The 26744-nt window shown below is 69.2% G+C and carries 1 protein-coding gene; it reads right to left on the bottom strand.

Going from position 1 to position 26744, the window contains the following annotated elements; translation table 11 throughout:
- Positions 1-146: 146 nt before the first annotated feature.
- Complete coding sequence (locus C8D87_RS17040; RefSeq protein ID WP_112227394.1) at positions 147-26744, bottom strand: non-ribosomal peptide synthase/polyketide synthase; 26598 nt, start codon at positions 26742-26744, stop codon at positions 147-149.

The following is a 26744-nucleotide window of genomic DNA, read 5'->3' as shown; positions in this document are numbered from 1 at the left end:
TTATGGAGACCATTTGCGCAGGTCATGACACCTTTAAAAGCGCATGCCAAATAGAGTCTGGTGACGCAGTGCAATTCATTGGTCCACTTGCGAAAAGCCGGTGCGCTAGATGCTCCCTCTTTCTTGGGCGCCTCGTTCTGGCGCGATCACCCGCCCATCTGCTTGAGCACGGCGGCGAGGCTCGCCTGATCGATGTTGGCCAGTGGGAAGTCGGACGGGGTCACTCCGCCGGCTCCGGACTGGCAGTGCTCGACCAGCTCGCGCAACGCGTTCACGTACCGCGTCGCGAGCCGTTCGACAGTCGCCGGCCTGTGCACGTTGGTGCTGAAGTACCACTCGACCAGCAGGCGACCGTCCGAGGTCTGCTCGGCTTCGATCTGCAGCAGGTGCGACCGGTTCCCCTGCTCGTTCTCCGTCGGGCCGCACAGGTCGGCGGGCAGTTCCCTGCGGATCAGCCCCACCGCGTCGTCGCCCGCGGCGTCGAACGCGCCGAGGTAGTTGAACAGAACCGGCCGCGCGGGCGCGTCGACCAGGCGGTCGTCGCGTCGCAGGTAACGGAGAATCCCGTAGCCGACACCGCGGCGCGGTACGGCCCGCAACTGTTCCTTGACCGCTTTGATCAGCTCGCCGCTGTCGCCGAGACGCTGGTGGCGCAGGCGAACCGGGAAGATCGACGTGAACCACCCGACGGTGCGGGACAGGTCGACGCCGTCGGCGATCGCCTCGCGGCCGTGGCTCTCCAGGTCGATCGTGACATCGCCGGTGCCTGCCCACTCGCCCAGCGTTTTCAGCAGGGCGGCCAGCAGCAGGTCGTTGATCTGGGTGCGATAGGCCTTGTGGGCCTCACCCAGCAGCACCTCGGTCGACTTCGCGTCGAGCCAGGTGCGGACGGTGTCGGCCGACTCCTCGGTGTTGGCCCCGTGGCCGTCGACGGGCACCGCGGTGACCCGCTCGGTCTGCGCGGCCCAGTGGTCGCGTTCGGCTTCGGGGTTGTCGTCGTGCAGCACCTCGGCCCACTGCTGGAACGAGGTCGTCTTGGGCCCCAACGCTTCCGGCCCTGCCTGGTAGGCCGTGTCGAGGTCCTCCAGCAGGATGTTCCACGCCACGCCGTCCATGACGAAGTGGTGCGCGGTGAGCCCCAGCCAGGCCGGGGCGGCGCCGCGGTCGAAGTAGACCGCGGCCACCAGCGGGCCGTCCGCCAGGCGCAACGACGTCTGCGCCTCGGTCATGTGCGCGATGACCTCGTCGTCGTCCTTGGCCGTGACGACGCGGAGAACCCGGCTCAGCTCCCCGTCGTTGTCCTGGACCCGGGTGTCCCCGTACTGGCGGAACCTGATGCGCAGCGCATCGTGGTGGCCCACGACGGCGTCCAGTGCCCGCGCGAGCCGGACCGGGTCGGTGCCGGTCGCCAGCTCGAACACACCCGACCAGTTCCAGTGGTCGCGGTCGGGGATGTTCTGCTCGACGAACCAGTGCTGGATCGGCGTGAGCGGGACCGGACCGGTGACGACACCCTGTTCGGCCAGCGTCAGCGCGGGGGTGTCGCGCACGACGGGGGCGAGCTCGGCGATGGTCTGGTGGGCGAACACGTCCGCCACGTCCACGCCCAGCCCGGCGGCCCTGGTCCTGGCGACGATCTGCAGGCTCAGGATCGAGTCGCCGCCCAGCTCGAAGAAGTTGTCGTGCACTCCGACCCGTTCGAGGCCCAGCACCTGCGACCACACCGCCGCGAGAGTGTCCTCAACGGACGTTCGGGGTGCTTCGAAGACCTCTGCCGGGCTCTCGGGCTCGGGGTCGGGCAGGCCCTTGCGGTCGACCTTCCCGTTCGGGGTGAGGGGCAACCTGTCCAGCGGCACGAACACCGACGGCACCAGGTGGTCCGGCACCCTCTCACGCAACCAGTCCCGGAGGACCTTCGCGCTGAACTCCCCCTCCGCAACAACGTAGGCGACCAGACGCTTGCCACCGTGCGCACCACCATCCCGCGCCACCACGACGACATCACGCACATCGGGGTGGTCACCGATGACGACCTCGACCTCGCCGGGCTCGACCCGATAACCACGGATCTTGACCTGCTCGTCCACGCGGCCCAGGAACTCGATCGTGCCGTCCGCACGCCACCGCGCCCGGTCACCGGTCCGGTACAACCGGCCGCCAGCCACACCGAAGATGTCCGGCACGAACCGTTCCGCGGTCAGGTCGGGCCGGTTCACGTAGCCGCGTGCCACACCGGGACCACCGACGAGCAGCTCACCCGGGACGCCGACGGGAGCCGGGCGCAGCGCGTCGTCGACGATGACGGCGCGGGCGCCGGCGAGCGGTGTGCCGATGGGCACGACGGCGTGCGGGTGGTCGTCCCCGACCGGGTGGAAGATCGAGTCGATGGCCGCCTCGGTCACGCCGAACACGTTGCCCGGCACCGCGTTCGGCGCCACCTCGGCCACTGCGGTGGTGAGTGCGTCGTGCGTCCACATGTCCGTACCGGAGATCACCAACCGCAGGCTTTCCACGGGACCTGCGGTGCGGCAGTGCGCCGCCAGGTCGCGCAACAGCATGCCCGGCACGATCTCGGCGATCGCCACGCCGTCACCGCTCAGCGTGCCGTGCAACGATTCCACGGACACGTGTTCGTCGTGCGGCAGGAACACCACCGTCTGCCCGAACGCCAACGCGCGGGTCATGTCGCCGATGGACACGTCGAAGCCCGGACCGGACATCGACAACACCACCCCCGGACCACCCACATCGGCGAGCCCGGCGCGCCATCCCGCGACGTACGACGACAATGCGCCGTGCGTCACCGCGACACCCTTGGGCCGGCCGGTCGATCCGGACGTGTAAGCGATGTACGCCAACGCATCGGGGTCGATCCGCACCGGCGACGAGTCGAGGACCGTGTCGTCCGGCACGAGCACCGGGCCGCTGAACGCGGCCAGCTCACCGGCGAGAACAGTGGTCGTGACCGCGGCAACCGCACCCGCATCGGCCAGCAGGAACGCGAGTCGTTCGGCGGGCAGACCAGGGTTGATCGGCACGTACACACCACCGCTGCGCAACACACCCTGGAAAGCCACCGCGAGCTCGACCCCGCGTGGGACCAGCACGGCGACCGGCGACTCCACCGTCACCCCGGCCTGCTGCAGGCGTGCAGCCAGGCTGGCAGACCGGGCGTCCAGCTCGGCGAACGTCAGGCGCTCGCCGCCGCACTTCGCGGCCACGGCGCCGGTGTGCGCCCAGCTGCGGATCAGGTCGGGTACCGGCTGTTCGGCGGCCGGCGTGGAAGTCTCGCCCCATGCCACGAGCTGTGCCGCCTGCTCCGGGCGCTGCAGCGGCAGGTCGGCGACGGCCAGCTCCGGGTCGTGCGCGATGGCGGTGAGGACGACGACGAGCTGGTCGAGAACGCGTTCGACGGTGGTGGCGTCGAACGCGGCCGTGGAGAACTCTGCTTCGATCTTGAGCGTGGCCTCCAGGTCGACCGCGAAGGTGAGCGGGTAGTTGCCCTGCTCGACGGACTCGACGGCGTCTGCCCAGTCCTCGCCGGCGTCGGCGGGTGCTTCCTCCTGCGGGTAGTTGCCGAACACGACGATGCTGTCGAACAACCCGCGGCCGTGCGGCACAGCGGACCACCGTTGCACGTCGACCAGCGGCGTGAACTCGTACCGTTGCAGCGCGATCTGGTTGTCCCGCAGTTCATGCAGCCACGACGTGAACGGCGTGTCCATGGGCACGACGGCACGCACGGGCAGCGTGTTGATGAACAGGCCGACCATCGACTCGACCCCGGCCAGGTCTGCGGGGCGGCCGGAGACGGTCAGGCCGAACACCACGTCGTCCTCACCCGAGCTCGCGGAGAGCACCTTCGCCCACGCCGCCTGCACCACCGTCGACAACGTGACGCGCTCACGCCGTGCCAGCTCCACGAGCCTGGTGGTGGCGTCCTCGTCGAGGTGCGTGCGCCGCCGGTCCTGGGCGTAGTGGCTCGCGGCCAGGCGGTCCACCGGCAGTGCCGTGGGCGCCTCGAAGCCGCCGAGGTAGGTGCGCCAGAACCCTTCGGTGTCAGCGGGATCGCGCTGGCCGAGCCAGGCGATGTAGTCGCGGTACGGCCGCGCCGGTGGCAGAGACTGCCGTTGGTAGGCGGCGGACACCTCGTCCATGACGACGGGCAGGCTCCACCCGTCGCACAAGCCCTGGTAGAGGCCCCAGATGAGCCAGTTCTGCCCGTTGCCGCGGTCGACGAGGTAGAGGCGTGTGAGCGGTGGGCGGGCCAGGTCGAAACCGAGCGCACGATCGTCCGCCAGCAGCTCCTGCAGCCGAACCTGTTGTGCGGCCTCGTCGAGACCCGACCAGTCGCGCTGCTCGAGCGGGACATCAACGTCGGTGAGCACGATCTGCACCGGCTCGCTGACGCCCTCCCACACGAACCCGCTCCGCAGTGCAGCGTGCCGGGCGATCACCTGACGCCAGGCCGCCGCCAGCCTCGCCGCGTCGATCTGACCGGCGAGGTCGTAGACGCCCTGTCCCCAGTAGAGGCCGTCCCCTTCGTCCGGGGCGCCGACGACACCGAACAACATGCCCGACTGCACCGGCGCCAGCCGGTAAGCGTCCACAAGCGACGGACAGCTCGCCACGAGCCCATCGATCTCGTCCTGCGTGAGGGTCGCCAGCGGGAAGTCCGACGGCGTGAACCCACCAGCCGTCGACCTGCAGTGCTCGGCCAGCTCACGCAACGCCTCGACGTACCGCGCCGCAACCCGTTCGACGGTGGCGGTGTCGTGACGGTTGGTGGAGTGGAACCACTCGATGGACAACCGTCCGTCAGCGGCCTGCTGCACTTCGAGCTGCAACAGGTGCGATCGCGTTCCGCCTTCGGCTTCGCTCGGGCCGGCCAGGTCGCCGTTCAGCTCGCGGCGGATCAACCCTGCCTCGTCGTCACCGGTGGCGTCATGCGCGCCGAGGTAGTTGAACAACACCGGCCGGTCTGGTGCGCCGGCCAGTTCACCGTGCAGCCACCGCAGTACGCCGTAGCCCACGCCACGACGCGGCACCTCACGGAGTTGTTCCTTCACCGCCTTGATCGCCGCTGCCGGATCACGTTCGCTGGTGAGGCGGACGGGGAAGATCGACGTGAACCAGCCGACCGTGCGGGACAGGTCCGCGACCTCACGGCCGTGGCTCTCCAAGTCGACCGTGACGTGGTCGGAGCCGGCCCACTCCCCCAGAGCCTGGGCGAGAGCGGCCAGCAACAGGTCGTGGCCCTGCGTGCGGTACGCCTTGTGCGCGTCGCCGAGCAGGGTCGCGGTCGTGTCCGCGTCCAGCCATGACTGCACGATCGACTCGGACGCATCGGTGTTCGGGCCGTTGCCGTCGGCCGGAAGCGTGACGACGTCCGCGGTTGCCGCGACCCAGTGCTCCCGTTCGCCGCTGGCGTCGTCGTCCTGCAACTGCTGTGCCCACTGCTGGAACGACGTCGTCTTCGGCGCGAGCGTCCCACCGCGGTAGGCGGTGTCGAGGTCCTCCAGCAGGAGATTCCACGACACCCCGTCCATCACCAGGTGGTGCACGGTCAGACCGAGCCACGCAGGCTCGTCACCGCGATCGAAGAAGACGGCAGCCAGAAGCGGACCATCGGCGAGACGCAACGACTTCTGCGCCGCCGTCATGTGCGCGACGACATCGTGGTCGGCGGTCACGCGCAGGAACCCGCCGCCGTCGACCGGCGCGTTGTACTGGCTGTCGGCGCTGAAGCGGATCCGCAGCGCATCGTGGTGGGCCACAACGGCGTCCAGTGCCTGGCCGAGCCGGTCCGGATCGGTGCCGGGGGCCAGTTCGAACACGCCGGACCAGTTCCAGTGGTCGCGGTCCGGGATGTCCTGCGCCAGGAACCAGCGCTGGATCGGCGTGAACGGCACCGGACCGGTGACCACACCCTGCTCCGCCAGCGTCGCCGCCGGAGCGTCCCGCACCACTGGCGCCAGCTCGGCCACCGACTGGTGGGCGAACACGTCGGCCACGTCGATGCCGAGTCCGGCAGCGCGAGCACGAGCGACGATCTGCAGGCTCAGGATCGAATCGCCACCGAGCTCGAAGAAGTTGTCGTGCACGCCGACGCGCTCGACACCCAGCACACCACTCCACACCGCCGCCAGCGTTTCCTCGACGGCAGTCCGCGGTGCGACATACGCCTCACCGGTCGACTCGGGCTCGGGGTCAGGCAGACCGCGCCGGTCGACCTTCCCGTTCGGCGTCAGCGGCAACCTGTCCAGGGCTACGAACACCGACGGCACCAGGTAATCCGGCACGCGTTCGCGCAACCACGCCCGCAACACCGAACCGCTGACGTCGTCGGACTCGGCCACCACGTAGGCGACGAGACGCTTGCCGCCGTGCGGACCGCCATCACGTGCGACCACGACGACATCACGCACGCCGGGGTGGTCACCGATGACGACCTCGACCTCGCCGGGTTCGACCCGGTAACCACGGATCTTGACCTGCTCGTCGACCCGGCCCAGGAACTCGATGGTGCCGTCCGCACGCCACCGTGCCCTATCACCGGTCCGGTAGAGCCGACCGCCACCCGCACCGAACACGTTGGGCACGAACCGCTCGGCTGTCAGATCGGGGCGGCCCACATAGCCCTGAGCCAGACCGGGACCGCCGACCAGCAGCTCGCCCGGCACACCCACCGGTGCCGGACGCAACGAGCCGTCCACCACGAACGCCTGTGCACCGGTCAACGGCGTACCGATCGGCACCACGGCCGCGGGGTGATCCTCGCCGACCGGGTGGAAGATCGAGTCGATCGCCGCCTCGGTCACGCCGAACACGTTGCCCGGCACGGCGTTGGGGGCGACTTCGGCAACTGCGGTGGTGAGCGCGTCGTGCGTCCACATGTCGGTGCCGGAGATGACCAGGCGCAAGCTCTCCACGGGACCTGCGGTGCGGCAGTGCGCCGCCAGGTCGCGCAGGAGCATGCCCGGCACGATCTCCGCGACCTCGACCTCGTGATTCAACAGGGTCTCGTGCAGCGACTCGACCGTCACATGCTCGTCGTGCGGCAAGAACACCACGGTCTGCCCGAAGGCCAGGGCACGGGTCATGTCACCGATGGACACGTCGAAGCCCGGACCGGACATCGACAACACCGTGCCGGGGCCGCCCAACACGGCCAGACCATCACGCCAACCGGCCACATAGGACGACAAGGCGGCGTGCGTCACCGCCACGCCCTTGGGCCGACCGGTCGATCCGGAGGTGTACGCGATGTACGCCAAGCCGTTGGGGTCGAGCGGCTCGTTGAAGGCGGGCCCTTCCTCGGGTGCGCGTGGGTCGTCGTTGGCGCCGGCCATGTCGGAGCCGTCGAGCATGTCCTCCAGCAGCAGGACTTCACCCGCGAACCCAGCCAGCTCACCCGCCAGAACCGAGGTCGTCACCACAGCAACAACCTCGGCATCAGCCAGCAAAAACGCCAAACGCTCAGCAGGCAGACCGGGGTTGATCGGCACGTACACGCCACCAGAACGCAGCACACCCTGGAACGCCACCGCCAGCTCGATCCCACGCGGCGCCAAGACCGCCACCGGTGACTCCACCGTCACACCAACCCGGCGCAAACGGGCGGCCAGGGCATCGGCCCGAGCGCCCAGCTCGGCGAACGTGAGCCGCTCGTCCCCGCAGACCACGGCGATCTCGGCCGAGGTCCGCGCCCAGTCGTCGATCAGGTCCGGCACCGGCCGCTCGGCGGCAGGAGGAGTCGTGCTGCCCCACTCCACGAGCTGGGCGGCCTGGGCCGGGCGGTGCAGCGGGATGTCCTGAACCGGCAGGTCCGGCCGCTCGGCCACCGCCGTCAGCACGACCATGAGCTGGTCGAGGATCCGTTCGACCGTGGTCGCGTCGAACGCGGCCGTCGAGAACTCGGCTTCGATCTTGAGCGTGGCCTCCAGGTCGACCGCGAAGGTGAGCGGGTAGTTGCCCTGCTCCACCGACTCGACGGCGCCCACCCCGCCCAGATCCTCCGGCTGCTCCTCCTGGGGGTAGTTGCCGAACACCACGATGCTGTCGAACAACGCACGACCGTGCGGAACGGCCGACCAGCGCTGCACATCCACCAGCGGCGTGTACTCGAACCGTTGCACCGCAACCTGGTTGTCCCGCAGGTCGTGCAGCCACGAGGTGAACGGCACGTCCGCGGGCACGACTGCCCGGATCGGCAGGGTGTTGATGAACAGGCCGACCATCGACTCGACCCCGGCCAGCTCAGCAGGACGGCCCGAGACGGTCAGGCCGAACACCACGTCGTCCTCGCCCGAACTCGCGGAGAGGACCTTCGCCCACGCGGCCTGCACGACCGTCGACAGCGTCACGCGCTCGCGCCGGGCCAGTTCCACCAGGCTCGCCGTCACGCTGCCGTCCAGGTGCGTGCGCCGGCGGTCCTGGTCGTAGTGGCTCACCGCCAACCGATCGGCGGGCAACGGAGTCGGCGCCTCGAAGCCACCCAGATACGTGCGCCAGAACGCTTCCGGCTCGGCCGGGTCACGGCCGTCCAGCCACGCGATGAAGTCCCGGTACGGCCGGGTGGGCTCCAGCGCGCTGCCCTGGTAGGCGGCGGACACCTCGTCCATCACGACGGGCAGGCTCCACCCGTCGCACAAGCCCTGGTAGAGGCCCCAGATCAGCCAGTTCTGCCCGTTGCCGCAGTCCACCAGGTACAGCCGCATCAACGGCGGCCGGGCCAGGTCGAACCCGAGCGCACGATCGTCCGCCAGCAGCTCCTGCAGCCGAACCTGTTGTGCGGCCTCGTCAAGGCCCGACCAGTCCCGCTGCTCGAGCGGAACGTCAACGTCCGCGAGCACGACCTGCACCGGCTCGCCGACGCCCTCCCACACGAAGCCACTGCGCAGGGACGCGTGCCGGGCGATCACCTCACGCCACGCCGCCGCGAACCGCTCCACGTCGATCGGGCCCGCGAGGTCGTAGACGCTCTGGCCCCAGTAGAGGCCGTCGACGGACGAACCCACGACACCGAACAGCATGCCCGACTGCACCGGCGCCAACCGGTACACGTCCACCAGCGGATAACGCTCCGCGAGCCGGTCGATCTCCGGCTGGGCCAGCGATGCCAAGGGGAAGTCCGACGGCGTGAACCCACCGGCCGTCGACCTGCAGTGCTCGACCAGTTCGCGCAACGCCTCGACGTACCTTGCGGCAACCCGCTCGATGGTGGCGGTGTCGTGGCGGTTGGTGGAGTGGAACCACTCGATGGACAACCGTCCGTCAGCGGCCTGCTGCACTTCGAGCTGCAACAGGTGCGATCGCGTCCCGCCTTCGCCCTCGGTCGGGCCGGCGAGATCGCTGTCCAGCTCGCGGCGGATCAACCCTGCCTCGTCGTCACCGGTGGCGTCATGCACGCCGAGGTAGTTGAACAACACCGGTCGATCCGGCGCACCCGCCAGTTCACCCTGCAGCCAGCGCAGAACGCCATAACCCACGCCACGACGCGGTACCGCCCGCAAACCTTCCTTGACGGCCTTGATCGCCATCGCCGGATCACGCTGGTTGGTGAGGCGGGCGGGGAAGATCGACGTGAACCAGCCGACCGTCCGGGACAGGTCCGCACCTTCACGGCCGTGGCTTTCCAAGTCCACGGTGACGTGATCGGTGCCGGCCCACTCACCGAGCGTCTGAGCGAGAGCGGTCAGCAGCAGCTCGTGGCCCTGCGTGCGGTACGCCTTGTGCGCATCGCCGAGCAGCGTCGCAGTCGTGTCCGCGTCCAGCCACGACTGCACGATCGACTCGGACGCATCGGTGTTCGGGCCGTCACCATCAGCGGGAAGCGCAGGCACGTCCGCGGTCGCGGCGATCCAATGGTCGCGCTCGGCGCTGGCGTCGTCGTCCTGCAACTGCTGTGCCCACTGCTGGAACGACGTCGTCTTCGGCGCGAGCGTCCCGCCGTGGTAAGCGGTGTCGAGGTCCTCCAGCAACACGTTCCACGACACCCCGTCCATCACCAGGTGATGAACGGTCAGACCAAGCCACGCAGGCTCATCACCACGGTCGAAGAAGACCGCAGCCAGAAGCGGACCATCGGCCAACCGCAACGACTTCTGCGCCGTCGTCATCTCCGCGGACACTTCATCGTCGTGCACAGCAACAACCCGCAGGTCAACAGGCTCGATGCCGGCGTTGTGCTGCTCATCCGATGTGAACCGGATGCGCAACGCGTCGTGGTGCGCCACCACGGCATTGAGCGCCGACGCAAGGCGATCGGGATCGGTGCCGGCCGCCAGTTCGAACACACCCGACCAGTTCCAGTGGTCCCGATCCGGGATGTCCTGCGTCAGGAACCAGTGCTGAATCGGTGTGAACGGGATGGGCCCGGTGACCACACCCTGCTCCGCCGAGGAGACCGCGGGGGTGTCCCGCACCGCCAGGGCGAGTTCGGCAACCGTCTGGTGGGCGAACACGTCCGCCACATCCACCCCCAGACCGGCCGCGCGAACACGGGCGACGATCTGCAGGCTCAGGATCGAGTCGCCGCCCAGCTCGAAGAAGTTGTCGTGCACCCCAACGCGCTCGACACCCAGCACGCCACTCCACACCGCCGCCAGCGTTTCCTCAGCAGCGTTGCGGGGCGCGACATACGCCTCGCCGGTCGTCTCGGGTTCGGGGTCGGGCAGGCCCTGGCGGTCGACCTTCCCGTTCGGCGTCAGCGGCAGCCGACCCAGCGTCACGAACACCGACGGCACCAGGTAGTCCGGCACCCTCTCACGCAACCAGTCCCTCAGGACCTTCGCGCTGAACTCCCCCTCCGCAACAACGTAGGCAACCAGACGCTTGCCACCGTGCGCACCACCATCCCGCGCCACCACAACAACATCACGCACGTCCGGGTGGTCACCGATGACCACCTCGACCTCGCCGGGCTCGACCCGATAACCACGGATCTTCACCTGCTCGTCGACCCGGCCCAGGAACTCGATCGTGCCGTCCGCACGCCACCGCGCCCGGTCACCAGTGCGGTACAGACGCTGGCCAGAGCCCGTGAACACGTCAGGCACGAACCGCTCCGCGGTCAGGTCCGGGCGGCCCACGTACCCACGCGCCACACCAGGACCGCCGACCAGCAGCTCGCCCGGCACACCCACCGGTGCCGGCCGCAACGAGCCGTCCACCACGAACGCCTGTGCACCGGTCAAAGGCGTACCGATCGGCACCACGGCCGCAGGGTGATCCTCCGTCACGGCGTGGAAGATCGAGTCGATCGCCGCCTCGGTCACACCGAACACGTTGCCCGGCACCGCATTCGGCGCCACTTCAGCCACCGCACTCGTGAGCGCGTCGTGCGTCCACATGTCAGTGCCCGAGATCACCAAACGCAGGCTCTCGACAGGACCAGCGATCCGGCAGTGCGCCGCCAAGTCGCGCAGGAGCATGCCCGGCACGATCTCCGCGACCTCGACCTCATGGGCGACCAGGGTCTGGTGCAACGACTCCACCGTCACGTGCTCGTCGTGCGGCAGGAACACCACCGTCTGACCAAATGCCAGGGCACGCGTCATGTCACCGATCGACACGTCGAAGCCCGGGCCGGACATCGACAACACCGTGCCGGGGCCGCCCAACGCGCGCAGGCCATCACGCCAACCGGCCACATAGGACGAGAGCGCGGCATGCGTCACCGCCACGCCCTTGGGCCGACCGGTCGAACCTGACGTGTAAGCGATGTACGCCAACGCATCGCGCTTGACGAGGCGAGTCCCCGCCGAGGTGACGTCGTCATCCAGCTCCAGCACCTCGCCGGCGAACCCTGCCAGCTCACCGACGAGATCCTCCGTCGTGACCGCGGCGACCGCACCAACGTTCTCGAGGAGGAACGTGAGGCGCTCGGCGGGCAGACCGGGGTTGATCGGCACATACACGCCACCGGCGCGCAGCACGCCGTGGAAGGCCACGGCCAAGTCGATCCCGCGCGGCACCAGCACCGCCACCGGCGACTCCACCGTCACCCCGGCCTGCTGCAGCCGTCCCGCCAGTGCGTCGGCCCGCGCCCGCAACTGGGCGAACGTGAGGCTGTCCTCGCCGCACACCACTGCCACGGCGTCAGGGGTGGTGTGAGTCCAGCTGTCGATCAGGTCGGGCACCGGCGGTTCGGCGGCAGGTTCCGGTGTTCTCCCCCACGCGACCAACTCCGCCGCCTGCTCGGGACGCTGCAACGGCACGTCGCCGACGGCGAGCCCCGGCCGTTCCGCCACCGCCGTGAGCACGACCACCAGTTGGTCGAGGACCCGCTCGACTGTCACCGCGTCGAACGCGACCGTCGAGAACTCGGCTTCGATCTTGAGCGTCGTCTCCAGGTCGACCGCGAAGGTGAGCGGGTAGTTGCCCTGCTCCACCGACTCGACGGCCTGCACCCCGCCCAGGTCTTCCGGCTGCTCCTCCTGCGGGAAATTGCCGAACACCACGATGCTGTCGAACAACGCGCGACCGTGCGGCACCGCAGACCAGCGCTGCACGTCAACGAGTGGCGTGTACTCGAACCGTTGCAGCGCGACCTGGTTGTCCCGCAGCTCGTGCAACCACGACGCAAACGGCATGTCGACCGGCACCACAGCCCGCACGGGCAACGTGTTGATGAACAAGCCGACCATCGACTCGACCCCGGCCAGCTCAGCAGGACGACCCGACACCGTCAGCCCGAACACCACGTCGTCCTCACCCGACGACGCGGACAACACCTTCGCCCACGCCGCCTGCACCACCGTCGACAACGTCACACGCTCACGCCGCGCCAGCTCCACCAGCCCGGCCGTCACACCCTCACTCAGGTGCGTACACCGCCGGTCCTGGTCGTGGTGGCTCGCCGCCAACCGATCGGCGGGCAACGGAGTCGGAGCCTCGAAGCCGTCGAGGTAGGTGCGCCAGAACCCTTCGGTGTCAGCGGGATCGCGCTGGCCGAGCCAGGCGATGTAGTCGCGGTACGGCCGCGCCGGTGGCAGAGACTGCCGTTGATAGGCGGCGGACACCTCGTCCATGACGACAGGCAAACTCCACCCGTCGCACAAGCCCTGGTACAGCCCCCAAACGAGCCAGTTCCGCCCGTCGCCGCGGTCGACGAGGTAGAGGCGGGTGAGCGGCGGGCGAGCGAGATCGAACCCGAGCGCGCGGTCCTCCGCCAGCAACTCCTGCAACCGCACCTGTTGTGCAGCCTCATCGAGTCCTGACCAGTCGTGAGTCGTCAACGGCACGTCGACCTCGGCCAGCACGACCTGAACCGGCTCGCTGACGCCTTCCCACACGAAACCGCTGCGCAGAGGTGCGTGCCGGGCAACGACTTCACGCCAGGCCGCCGCCAGCCGCTCCGCGTCGATCGGCCCGGCGAGGTCGTAGACGCCCTGTCCCCAGTAGAGCCCGTCGACAGGGGAACCCGCGACACCGAACAACATGCCCGACTGCACCGGCGCCAACCGATACACATCCACCAGCGGATAACGCTCCGCCAGCCCATCCACCTCACCCTGCGTCAACGACGCCAACGGGAAGTCCGACGGCGTGAACCCACCAGCCGACCGGCAATGCCCGACCAACCCACGCAACGCCTCGACATACCGAGCCGCAACCCGTTCAACAGTGGCGGTCTCGTGCAGGTTGGTGGAGTGGAACCACTCGATGGACAACCGCCCATCCGCACCCTGCTGCACTTCGAGCTGCAACAGGTGCGATCGCGTCCCGCCCTCGCCTTCACTCGGTCCGGCCAGCTCGGCGGGAAGTTCCCGGCGAATCAGCCCAGCCGCGTCGACGGCGTCGAAGGCACCCAGGTAGTTGAACAACACCGGCCGATCCGGCGCACTGGCCAGTTCGCCCTGCAGCCAGCGCAACACGCCATAGCCGACACCGCGGCGCGGCACTGATCGCAGCTCTTCCTTCACCGCCTTGATCGCCGCCGACGGATCACGCCGGCTCGTGAGCCGCACCGGGAAGATCGACGTGAACCACCCGACCGTGCGAGACAGATCCGCACCCTCACGGCCGTGGCTCTCCAAGTCCACGGTGACGTGGTCACCACCAGCCCACTCACCCAGGGTCTGGGCAAGAGCGGTCAGGAGCAGGTCGTGGCCCTGCGTGCGGTACGCCTTGTGCGCATCGCCCAGAAGCGCCGCAGTCGTCTCGGCATCCAGCCACGACTGCACGACCGCACTGGATGCCTCCGTGTTCGGACCGTGCCCGTCCACCGGGACGGCCGTGACGTCCGTGGTCGCCGCAACCCAATGCGCACGTTCGCCGCCGGCGTCGAAGGTCTGGAGCTGTTCGGACCACGCCTTGAACGAGGTCGTCTTCGGCGCGAGCGTCCCACCGCGGTAGGCGGTGTCGAGGTCCTCCAGCAGGAGATTCCACGACACCCCGTCCATCACCAGGTGGTGCACGGTCAGACCGAGCCACGCAGGCTCGTCACCGCGATCGAAGAAGACGGCAGCCAGAAGCGGACCATCGGCGAGACGCAACGACTTCTGCGCCGCCGTCATGTGCGCGACCACGTCCTGGTCATCGGCAACGAGCAAGAACCCGCCACCGTCGACCGGCGCGTTGTACTGGCTGTCGGCGTCGAACCTGATCCGCAGCGCATCGTGGTGGGCGACAACGGCCTCGAGTGCCCGCCCGAGCCGGTCCGGATCGGTGCCGGGCACCAGCTCGAACACACCCGACCAGTTCCAGTGATCCCGGTCCGGGATGTCCTGAGCCAGGAACCAGCGCTGGATCGGCGTCAGCGGAACAGGTCCGGTGACCGCGCCTTGCTCGGCAAGCGTCGTTTCCGGAGCCGCCCGCACGGCCAGAGCCAGCTCGGCGATGGTCTGATGGGCGAACACGTCCGCCACATCGACACCCAGACCGGCCGCGCGAGCCCGAGCCACGATCTGCAGGCTCAGGATCGAATCGCCACCGAGCTCGAAGAAGTTGTCGTGCACGCCAACACGCTCGACACCGAGCACCTGCGACCACACCGCCGCGAGGGTCTCCTCGGCAACGGTCCGGGGCGCGACATGCGCCTCACCGGCCGTCTCGGGCTCAGGATCGGGCAGCCCTCGCCGATCAACCTTCCCGTTCGGCGTCAGCGGCAGCCGCTCCAGCGCCACGAACACCGACGGCACGAGATAGTCCGGAACGCGTTCTCGCAACCACGCCCGCAACACCGACCCACTGACGTATCCACCCTCAGCGACCACGTAAGCCACGAGTCGCTTGCCACCGTGCGGGCCGCCATCACGAGCGACCACAACGACATCACGCACGTCCGGGTGATCACCGATGACCACCTCGACCTCGCCCGGCTCAACCCGGTAACCACGGATCTTCACCTGCTCGTCGACCCGGCCCAGGAACTCGATGGTCCCGTCCGCACGCCACCGAGCCCGGTCACCGGTGCGGTACAACCGCCCGCCGGCACCACCGAACACATCGGGCACGAACCGCTCGGCGGTCAGGTCCGGACGGCCCACATAGCCCTGAGCCAGACCGGGACCGCCGACCAGCAGCTCACCCGGCACACCCACCGGTGCCGGCCGCAACAAGCCGTCCACCACGAACGCCTGTGCACCGGCCAACGGCGTACCGATCGGCACCACGTCCGCAGGGTGATCCTCCGTCACGGCGTGGAAGATCGAGTCGATCGCCGCCTCGGTCACGCCGAACACGTTGCCCGGCACCGCATTCGGCGCCACTTCGGCCACTGCCGTGGCGAGCGCGTCGTGCGTCCACATGTCCGTACCCGAGATCACCAGGCGCAAGCTCTCCACCGGCCCGGCGGTACGGCAATGCGCCGCCAGATCACGCAGCAGCATGCCGGGCACGATCTCCGCGACCTCGACCGAGTGATCCACCAAAGTGCGGTGCAACGACTCCACGGTCACGTGCTCGTCGTGCGGCAGAAACACCACGGTCTGCCCGAACGACAGGGCACGCGTCATGTCACCGATCGACACGTCGAAGCCCGGGCCGGACATCGACAACACCGTGCCGGGGCCGCCCAACGCGCGCAGGCCATCACGCCAACCGGCCACGTACGACGACAACGCGCGATGCGTCACCGCCACGCCCTTGGGCCGACCCGTCGAGCCCGACGTGTAGGCGATGTACGCCAACGCGTTGGGGTCGACCGGCGCGAGCGGCTCGTCCGAGACCCCGGACATCTCGTCCAGCAGCAGGACTTCGCCCGCGAACCCGGACAACTCCCCCGCCAGAACCGACGTCGTCACAGCGGCAACCACACCGGCATCAGCCAGCAAAAACGCCAAACGCTCAGCAGGCAGACCAGGGTTGACCGGCACATACACGCCACCACTGCGCAACACACCCTGGAACGCCACCGCCAGCTCGATCCCACGCGGCACCAACACCGCCACCGGCGACGCCACGGTCACCCCGGCCTGCTGAAGCCGAGCAGCCAGCGCATCGGCCCGCGTGCCCAGCTCGGCGAACGTGAGCCGCTCGTCCCCGCAGATCACGGCAACCTCGGCCGAGGCCCGCGCCCAGTCGTCGATCAGATCCGGCACCGGCCGCTCGGCAACAGGCACCGGGGTGGCACCCCACGCCACCAACTCGGCAGCCTGCTCGGGACGCTGCAACGGCACGTCCCGCACCGCCAGCTCAGGCCGTTCCGCGACCGCGGTGAGCACAACAGCGAGCTGGTCGAGGATCCGCTCGACCGTGACCGCGTCGAACGCCGCCGTCGAGAACTCCGCCTCCACACGCAGCGTGCGTTCGAGGTCGACGGCGAAGGTGAGCGGGTAGTTGCCCTGCTCGACCGAGTCGGCGGCCTGCAAGCCACTCAGGTCTTCCGGCAACTCTTCCTGCGGATAGTTGCCGAACACCACGATGGAGTCGAACAACGCACGACCGTGCGGAACGGCCGACCACCGCTGCACGTCCACCAACGGCGTGTACTCGAACCGTTGCAGCGCAACCTGGTTGTCCTGCAGCGAAGGCAACCACGACGCAAACGACGTGTCGACCGGCACCACAGCCCGCACGGGCAACGTGTTGATGAACAAGCCGACCATCGACTCGACCCCGGCCAGCTCAGCAGGACGGCCCGAGACGGTCAGGCCGAACACCACGTCGTCGTCACCCGAATACGTCGACAGCAGCAGTGCCCACGCCGCCTGCACGACCGTCGACAGCGTCACGCGCTCGCGGCGGGCCAGCTCGACCAGATTGGCCGTGACGGTCTCGTCCAGGCGCATCCGGCGGCGGTCCTGGTCGTAGTGGCTGCTCGCCAGCCGATCGACCGGAAGTGGCGTGGGGGCCTCGAAGCCGTCCAGGTAGGTGCGCCAGAAGCCCTCGGACTCGGACGGGTCACGCCGGCCCAGCCACGCGATGAAGTCCCGGTAGGACCGGACGGGCTCAAGCGACTGGCCCTGGTAGGTGGCGGACACCTCGTCCATCACGACGGGCAGGCTCCACCCGTCGCACAGGCCTTGGTACAAGCCCCACACCAGCCACAGCCGGTCCTCGCCGCGATCGACCAGGTACAGCCGCATCAACGGCGGCACGGCGAGATCGAAGCCCAGCGCGCGATCGGACGCCAGGAGCGCCTGCAGTTGCTCTTGCTGAGCCGCGTCGTCGAGGCCAGACCAGTCCCGCTGCTCAAGCGGGACATCAACGTCAGCCAGCACGATCTGCACCGGCTCGCTGACGCCCTCCCACACGAACCCGCTGCGCAACGCGGCGTGCCGGGCGATCACCGACCGCCAGGCATCGGCAAGCCGCTCCGCGTCGATCGGCCCGGCGAGGTCGTAGACGCCCTGTCCCCAGTAAAGCCCGTCGACAGGAGCACCCACGACACCGAACAACATGCCCGACTGCACCGGCGCCAACCGATACACATCCACCAGCGGATAACGCTCCGCCAGCCCATCCACCTCACCCTGCGTCAACGACGCCAACGGGAAGTCCGACGGCGTGAACCCACCAGCCGACCGGCAATGCCCGACCAACCCACGCAACGCCTCGACATACCGAGCCGCAACCCGTTCAACAGTGGCGGTGTCGTGCAGGTTGTGGCTGAAGTGCCAGTCGACCCGCAGCCGTCCGTCGGCGTCCTGCTGGGCTTCGATCTGCAGGACGTGCGAACGGGTCCCGCCGGGGCCCTCGCTCGGGCCGGCCAGCTCGGCGGGGAGCTCCCGGCGGATCAGGCCGAGCGAGTCGACGGCGTCGAAAGCACCCAGGTAGTTGAACAACACCGGCCGATCGGGAGCATCGGCCAGGTCGTTCTGCAGCCAGCGCAACACGCCATAGCCGACACCGCGGCGCGGCACTGATCGCAGCTCCTCCTTCACCGCCTTGATCGCCGCCGCCGGATCGTCCTCGTGGGTGAGGCGCACCGGGAAGATCGACGTGAAGTACCCGACGGTGCGCGACAGGTCGACGCCGTCCGCCACCGCCTCACGGCCGTGGCTTTCCAGGTCCACCGTCACGTGGCCGGTACCCGCCCACTCCCCCAGCGCCTGGGCGAGAGCGGCGAGCAGCAGGTCGTTGCCCTGGGTGCGGTAGGCGCGGTGAGCGTCGCCCAGCAGCGCGGCGGTCGTCTCGGAGTCGAGCCACGACCGCACGACACCGGCCGAAGTCTCGGTGTTGAGCCCTTGGCGGTCCTGCGGCAGTGCCACCACGTCCGCGGTCTGGGCCAGCCAGGTCTCCCGCTCCGTCTGCGCGTCCAGCTCCCGCAGGACCTCGGCCCATTGCTGGAACGACGTCGTCTTCGGCCCGAGCGCCCGGCCTGCACAAGCCGTGTCGAGGTCCTCCAGCAACACGTTCCACGACACCCCGTCCATCACCAGGTGGTGAACGGTCAGGCCAAGCCACGCAGGCCGCGAACCACGATCGAAGAACACGGCGGCGATGAGCGGACCATCGACCAGACGCAAGGACGTCTGCGCGGCGGTCATGTGCGCCACCACAGCCTCATCGTCGGCAACCTCGACGACGCGCAACACGCTGCCGCCGTCGACCGGTGCGTTGTACTGCCCATTGGCGTCGAGCCGGATCCGCAACGCATCGTGGTGCGCGACAAGGACATCGAGCGCCCGGCTCAGACGATCGGGATCGGTGCCCGGTGCCAGTTCGAACATGCCGGACCAGTTCCAGTGGTCCCGGTTCGGGATGTCCTCGGCCAGGAACCAGTGCTGGATCGGCGTCAGCGGAACAGGGCCGATCACCACCCCCTGGTCAGCCAGGGTCGCCGAGGGTGTGTCGCGCACGACGCCCGCCAGCTCGGCGACCGTCTGGTGGGCGAACACGTCCGCCACATCGACACCCAGACCAGCGGCACGAACGCGAGCGACGATCTGCAGGCTCAGGATCGAGTCCCCGCCCAGCTCGAAGAAGTTGTCGTGCACGCCGACGCGCTCGACACCGAGCACGCCACTCCACACGGCCGCGAGGGTCTCTTCGGCAGCGGTCCGCGGTGCGACATACGCCTCACCGGCTGTCTCGGGCTCAGGGTGGGGAAGGCCTCTTCGATCAACCTTGCCGTTCGGCGTCAGCGGCAACCGTTCCAGCGCCACGAACACAGACGGCACAAGGTAGTCCGGAACGCGTTCTCGCAACCACGCCCGCAACACCGAACCACTGACATCCTCGGACTCGGCCACGACATAAGCCACGAGCCGCTTGCCGCCGTGCGGACCGCCATCCCGCGCCACCACAACGACATCACGCACGCCGGGGTGGTCACCGATGACGACCTCGACCTCACCGGGCTCGACCCGATAACCACGGATCTTCACCTGCTCATCGACCCGGCCCAGGAACTCGATCGTGCCGTCCGCACGCCACCGCGCCCGGTCACCGGTCCGGTAGAGCCGGCCACCGGCCGCACCGAACAAGTCGGGAACGAACCTCGTGGCGGTCAGGCCGGGACGGCCCAGGTAACCACGCGCCACACCGACACCACCGACCAACAGCTCACCCGGAACACCGATGGGAACGGGCCGCATCGCCGAATCGACCACCACAGCGCGGGCACCGGCCAGCGGAGTACCGATGGGCACCACTGCCGCGGGGTCGTCCTCGGTCACGGCGTGGAAGATCGAGTCGATCGCCGCCTCGGTCACACCGAACACGTTGCCCGGCACGGCGTTGGGAGCGACTTCGGCAACCGCACTCGTGAGCGCGTCGTGCGTCCACATGTCCGTACCCGAGATCACCAACCGCAGACTCTCGACCGGCCCCGCCACCCGGCAGTGCGCCGCCAGATCGCGCAGGAGCATGCCGGGAACGATCTCGGCCACTTCGATCTGGTGCTCGACCAACGTGGCGTGCAGCGACTCCACCGACACGTGCTCGTCGTGCGGCAGGAACACCACCGTCTGACCAAACGCCAGAGCACGCGTCATGTCACCGATCGACACGTCGAAACCCGGACCCGACATCGACAACACCGTGCCCGGCCCGCCCAACGCGCGCAGGCCATCACGCCAACCAGCCACATAGGACGACAACGCGCGATGCGTCACCGCCACACCCTTGGGACGGCCGGTCGAACCCGACGTGTAAGCGATGTACGCCAACGCATCAGGGTTCATGTGCACCGACAGCGCATCGAGGACCGTGTCGTCCATCACCAGCACTTCGCCGCTGAACGCGGCCAGCTCACCGGCCAGGGGGGTAGTCGTGACCGCGGCGACCGCACCGACGTCCTCAAGGAGGAACGCGAGGCGTTCGGCGGGCAGACCGGGATTGATCGGCACATACACGCCACCACTGCGCAACACGCCCTGGAACGCCACCGCCAGCTCAATGCCACGCGGCACCAGCACCGCCACCGGCGACTCCACCGTCACCCCGGCCCGCCGCAGCCGTGCCGCCAGACCAGCGGAGCGGGCGTCCAGCTCGGCGAACGTCAGGCGCTCGTCGCCGCACACCACGGCAACCTCGGCACTGTCCGCCCAGCTGTGGATCAGCTCGGGGACGGACGCCTCGGTGACCGGAACCGCGGTCTCGCCCCACGCCACGAGCTGCGCCGCCTGCTCCGGGCGCTGCAACGGCACGTCCACGACCGCGAGCTCCGGCCGTTCCGCCACCGCGGTGAGCACGACCACCAGCTGGTCGAGGATCCGCTCGACCGTGGCCGCGTCGAAGGCGGCCGTGGAGAACTCAGCCTCGATGCGCAGGCGGCGTTCCAGGTCGACCGCGAAGGTGAGCGGGTAGTTGCCCTGCTCCACCGAGTCGACGGTGGCGTAGCCGGCGGCCAGGTCGTCCGGCAGGTCCTGGTGCGGGTAGTTGCCGAACACGACGATGGAGTCGAAAAGGGCTCGGCCACCCGGAACAACCGACCACCGCTGCACATCCACCAGTGGCGTGTACTCGAACCGTTGCAGCGCGACCTGGTTGTCCTGCAGCTCACGCAACCACGACGCAAACGACGTGTCGACCGGCACCACAGCCCGCACGGGCAACGTGTTGATGAACAACCCGACCATCGACTCGACCCCGGCCAGCTCAGCAGGACGACCCGACACCGTCAGCCCGAACACCACGTCGTCCTCACCCGACGACGCGGACAACACCTTCGCCCACGCCGCCTGCACCACCGTCGACAACGTCACACGCTCACGCCGCGCCAGCTCCACCAGCCTGGTGGTGACGCCCTCGTCCAGCATCGTCTTGCGGCGATCCTGTGCGTGATGGTTCGCCGCCAGCCGATCCACGGGCAGCGGAGTGGGCGCCTCGAACCCGTCCAGGTAGGTGCGCCAGAAACCCTCGGACTCGTCCGGATCACGCCCGTCCAGCCAGCCGATGAACTCCCGGTACGGCCGCGCCGGAGCCAGGGTCTCGCCGTCGTAGGCGGCGAACACCTCGTCCACCACCACGGGAAGGCTCCACCCGTCGCACAAACCCTGGTACAGCCCCCACACCAGCCAAAGGCGACCTTTGCCGCGGTCCACCAGGTACAGCCGCGTCAACGGCGGCGCCGCCAGGTCGAAGCCCAGCGCCCGGTCCTCGGCCAGCAACTCGCGCAGCCGTGACTGCTGGGTGTCCCCGTCGAGATCGGACCAGTCGCGCAGCTGCAGCGGAACCTCGACGTCCGCCAGGACGACCTGCACCGGCTCGCTGACGCCTTCCCACACGAACCCGCTTCGCAGTGCGGCGTGCCGGCCGATCACCTCGCGCCACGCCCGTGCCAGTCGCTCGGCGTCGACAGGACGGGCGATGTCGTAGACGCCCTGGCCCCAGTACAGACCGTCGACGGGCGAACCGACGACGCCGAACAACATGCCGGACTGCACCGGCGCCAACCGGTACACATCCACCAGCGGATAACGCTCCGCGAGCCCGTCGACCTCCCCCTGCGTCAACGACGCCAAGGGGAAGTCCGACGGCGTGAAGCCCGCGACTCCCGACTGGCAGTGCGTCACCAGTTCGCGCAACGCCTCGACATAACGGGCAGCGACCCGCTCGACGGTGCCGGGGAGATGAACGTTCGTGCTGTGCAGCCAGTCGATCCGCAGCCGGCCGTCGTCTGCGCGGACGACTTCGAGCTGCAGCGGGTAGGCCCTGGTCCCGCCGGGTCCCTGCATCGGACCGGCCAGCTCGGCCGGAAGCTCCCGGGGGATCAGGCCGACGGAGTCGACCGCGTCGAAGGCGCCGAGGTAGTTGAACAGCACCGGACGATCCGGCGCATCGGCCAACTCACCCTGCAACCAGCGCAACACGCCATAGCCGACACCACGGCGCGGCACCGCCCGCAGCTGTTCCTTGACCGTCTTCACCGTCGCGCCCGGATCGGCGTGTCGGCTCAACCGCACCGGGAAGATCGACGTGAACCAGCCGACTGTGCGCGACAGATCCAGACCCTCGCGGCCGTGGCTCTCCAGGTCGATGGTCAGCTCATCGGTGCCCGCCCACGGACCCAGCGTGCGCACCAGTGCGGCCAGCAGCAGATCGTTGCCCTGCGTGCGATACGCCTTGTGCGCGTCGCCCAGCAGCACGGCGGTCGTCCCGGCGTCCAGCCATGTCGTGTGGATCCGGGCGGAGCGCTCGTTGTTGGGCCCGTCGTGGTCGACCGGCAGCGCGACCACGTCCGACGTCGCCGCGACCCAGTGCTCCCGTTCGCCATCGACGTCCAGCTCCAGCAGGTGCTCGGCCCACTGCTGGAACGAGGACGTCTTCGCTCCCAACGCCTCCGAGCGGTACGCGGTGTCGAGATCCTCCAGCAACACGTTCCACGACACACCATCCATCACCACGTGATGAACGACCAGACCCAGCCACGCAGGCTGCGAACCACGGTCGAAGAACACCGCTGCCACGAGCGGACCATCGGCCAACCGCAACGACTTCTGCGCCGTCGACATCTCCGCGGACACTTCGTCGTCCTGCACAGCAACGACACGCAAGTCGGCAGCTTCGATACCGGCGTTGTACTGGCCCTCCGGCGTGAACCGGATGCGCAACGCGTCGTGATGCGCCACCACAGCGTTGAGGGCCGACGCAAGGCGATCGGCGTCGGTGCCCGGCGCCAGCTCGAACACACCCGACCAGTTCCAGTGATCCCGGTCCGGGATGTCCTGCGCCAGGAACCAGCGCTGAATCGGCGTGAACGGTACGGGCCCGGTGACCACACCCTGCTCGGCCGTCGTCACCGCGGGAGCGTCACGCACCACGGCCGCCAGCTCGGCGACGGTCTGGTGGGACAGCACGTCGGCCACGTCGACGCCCAGACCCGCGGCGCGAGCGCGCGCCACGATCTGCAGGCTCAGAATCGAGTCGCCGCCCAGCTCGAAGAAGTTGTCGTGCACGCCAACACGTTCAACGCCCAGCACCTGCGACCACACCGTCGCCAGCGTGTCCTCAGTGGACGTCCGAGGTGCCTCGTAGGCTTCGGCCGTCCCGGGTTCGGGGTCGGGCAGGCCCCGGCGGTCGACCTTCCCGTTCGGCGTCAGCGGCAGCCGATCCAGCGTCACGAACACCGACGGCACCAGGTAGTCCGGCACGCGCTCTCGCAACCAGGACCTCAGTTGCACACCAGCGAGGTTCTGGTTCTCGGCCACCACGTAGGCGACCAGGCGCTTGCCGCCGTGCGGGCCACCATCCCGAGCCACCACGACGACATCACGCACGTCCGGGTGATCGCCGATGACGACCTCGACCTCACCGGGCTCGACCCGATAGCCGCGGATCTTCACCTGCTCGTCGACCCGGCCGAGGAACTCGAGCACACCGTCGGCACGCCACCGGGCCCGGTCACCGGTGCGGTACAACCGACCGCCGGCACCACCGAACACATCGGGCAGGAACCGCTCCGCGGTCAGGTCCGGGCGCCCGGCGTAGCCCCGAGCCAGTCCCGCACCACCGACCAGCAGCTCACCCTCGACGCCCACGGGCACCGGCCGCAGCCAGCCGTCGACGACGAACGCGTCGACGCCGGCCAGTGGCCCGCCGATCGGCACCACCTCGCCCTCGTGCTCCGGCCGCGCCGTGACCGGGTGGAAGATCGAGTCGATCGCGGCCTCGGTCACGCCGAAGACGTTGCCGGGCACGGCGTTGGGCGCCACGGTCGCGACCGCGGACACGAGTGCGTCGTACGTCCACATGTCGGTGCCCGAGATCACCAGGCGCAGGGACTCGACCGGACCCGCCGCACGGCAGTGAGCGGCGAGATCGCGCAGGAGCATGCCGGGCACGATCTCGGCGATCTCGACCTCGTGATCGGCCAGCGTGCGGTGCAGGGAGTCGACCGACACGGCCTCGTCGTGCGGCAGGAACACCACGGTCTGACCGAATGCCAGAGCACGGGTCATGTCACCGATGGACACGTCAAAACCAGGACCCGACATCGACAGCACGGTGCCCGCCCCGCCCAGCGGAGCGAGCGCCTGCCGCCAGCCGTCCACATAGGACGACAGCGCGGCGTGCGTGACCGCCACACCCTTCGGCCGTCCCGTCGAGCCCGACGTGTAGGCCACATACGCCAGCGCATCGGGGCTGATGCGCACCAGCGCCGCGTCAGCAGCCGGAGAAGAGTCGTCCAGCACCAGCACTTCGCCCGCGAACCCGGCCAGCTCGCCGGACAGAGCCGCAGTCGTGACCGCGACCGTCGCGCCGACGTCGGCCAGCAGGAACGCCAGGCGCTCCGCGGGCAGCCCAGGATTGACCGGCACGTACACGCCACCGCTGCGCAGCACACCCTGGAAGGCGACGGCCAGCTCAAGCCCACGCGGCACGAGCACCGCCACCGCGGACTCCACGGTCACGCCGACCTGCCGCAGGCGGACGGCGAGTGCGTCGGCGCGCTTTCCGAGCTCACCGAACGAGAGTTGGTCCTCACCGCACACGACCGCGGTCCGGTCGGGCCAGGCGACGGTGTGGCTCGCGATGAGGTCGGGCACGCTCGCGGTCGCACCTGGCGCCGCCCCCGCTCCCCACTGCCCGGTGAGCCGCAAGTCCACGGTGGACGACGGCGTCGCACCGTCCACCGGTCCGCGGGCAAGCCGGTCGAGCAGTTCCAGGAACCGCTCCTCGTGCAGTGCCAGCTCGGCACCGGCGGCCACGCCGTCCTCGACGTCGATGTCCAGCCACGAGTGACCACCACGAGACCAGCCGTAGGTGGTGACGGTGAGATCACGGACCGGACCGACCGACAGGTTGCGGGGCACGTCGGCCTGCACGGCCGCGCCGAAGCGCACCGGCCGGTTGAAGTCGACCACGTTGAGCACGGGACCGAACCACGCGCCGTTGCCGGCGACCCCGAGCTTGCGGGCCAGGTCCTCGCCCCGGTAGCGCGACCTGGCGGTGATCTCGGCCAGCCGCGCGGTGGTGGCGCCGGTCAGCTGCCGGACCGTCGTGCCGTCCGGCAGGTGCAGGACGACGGGGGCGACGTTGGCCAGCAACCCCGGGGTGCTGCGGGCCAGCAGACTGCGCCGGGCTGCCGTGGGGAGGCTGAACAGCACGTCGTCCCGGTCCGTCAGCTGCCGCTGGTAGGCGGCGAAAGCCGCAACGAGGAAGTGCGGGACGCGCAGGCCCAGGTCTGCGCACCGATCGAGGACGGCGCCGCGCAACGCCGCGTCGACCGCGACCGTGCGCCGCCGTGACGGCCGCTGCCGCTCGGGACGGCGTTCGTCCTGGCGGCTTCGCACCGCTTCCGCGACCGAGTCCAGCCAGTACCGCTCGTCGGCGACCCGGTCGGCGGACCCCTGGTAGGCCTGGTCCTCGGCCACGACATCGGCCCAGGAGCCAAAGTAGCGGGGCCGGTGTGCACCGCTGTAGATCTCCGCCACGCGTTGCGTGAGCAGGTTGAACGAGAAGATGTCGCAGATCAGGTGGTGCGACCGGTGGTACCACCAGCTCTCGTCGGCGGCGACGCGCAGCAGCGCCCAACGCCACAGCGGCGCCACCCGGTGGTCGATCGGGCGGGCGCCGTCGGCGTGCATCCACGCCTCGGCCGCAGCCGCCGGATCTTCCTCACCGCGGAGATCCACCACCGGCATCACGTCGGCAGGCAGTCCGTCGGCGAGCGCCTGCCACGGCGCACCGTCCGCGTGCTCGCCGAAGAACAGCCTGTAGGCGTCGGTTTCCCTGGCCGCCACCAGCGCACTGCCCCGCAGGAGCTCGTCGTCGACCGGTCCGCGGAGCACCACGTACTGGGCCGGGTTGAACTCCGGGGTGTCCCCGAGCAGCTCAGCCGACAGCCACATGTCCAGCTGCGCCGCGGTCAGCGAGTACCGAACGCCAGGCTCACGCCGTTCAACCAC

It is taken from the genome of Lentzea atacamensis, from assembly GCF_003269295.1.
Lineage (GTDB): Bacteria > Actinomycetota > Actinomycetes > Mycobacteriales > Pseudonocardiaceae > Lentzea > Lentzea atacamensis.
The sequence above is the reverse complement of the archived record's forward strand: the minus strand, read 5'-3'. Positions and strand labels throughout refer to the sequence as shown.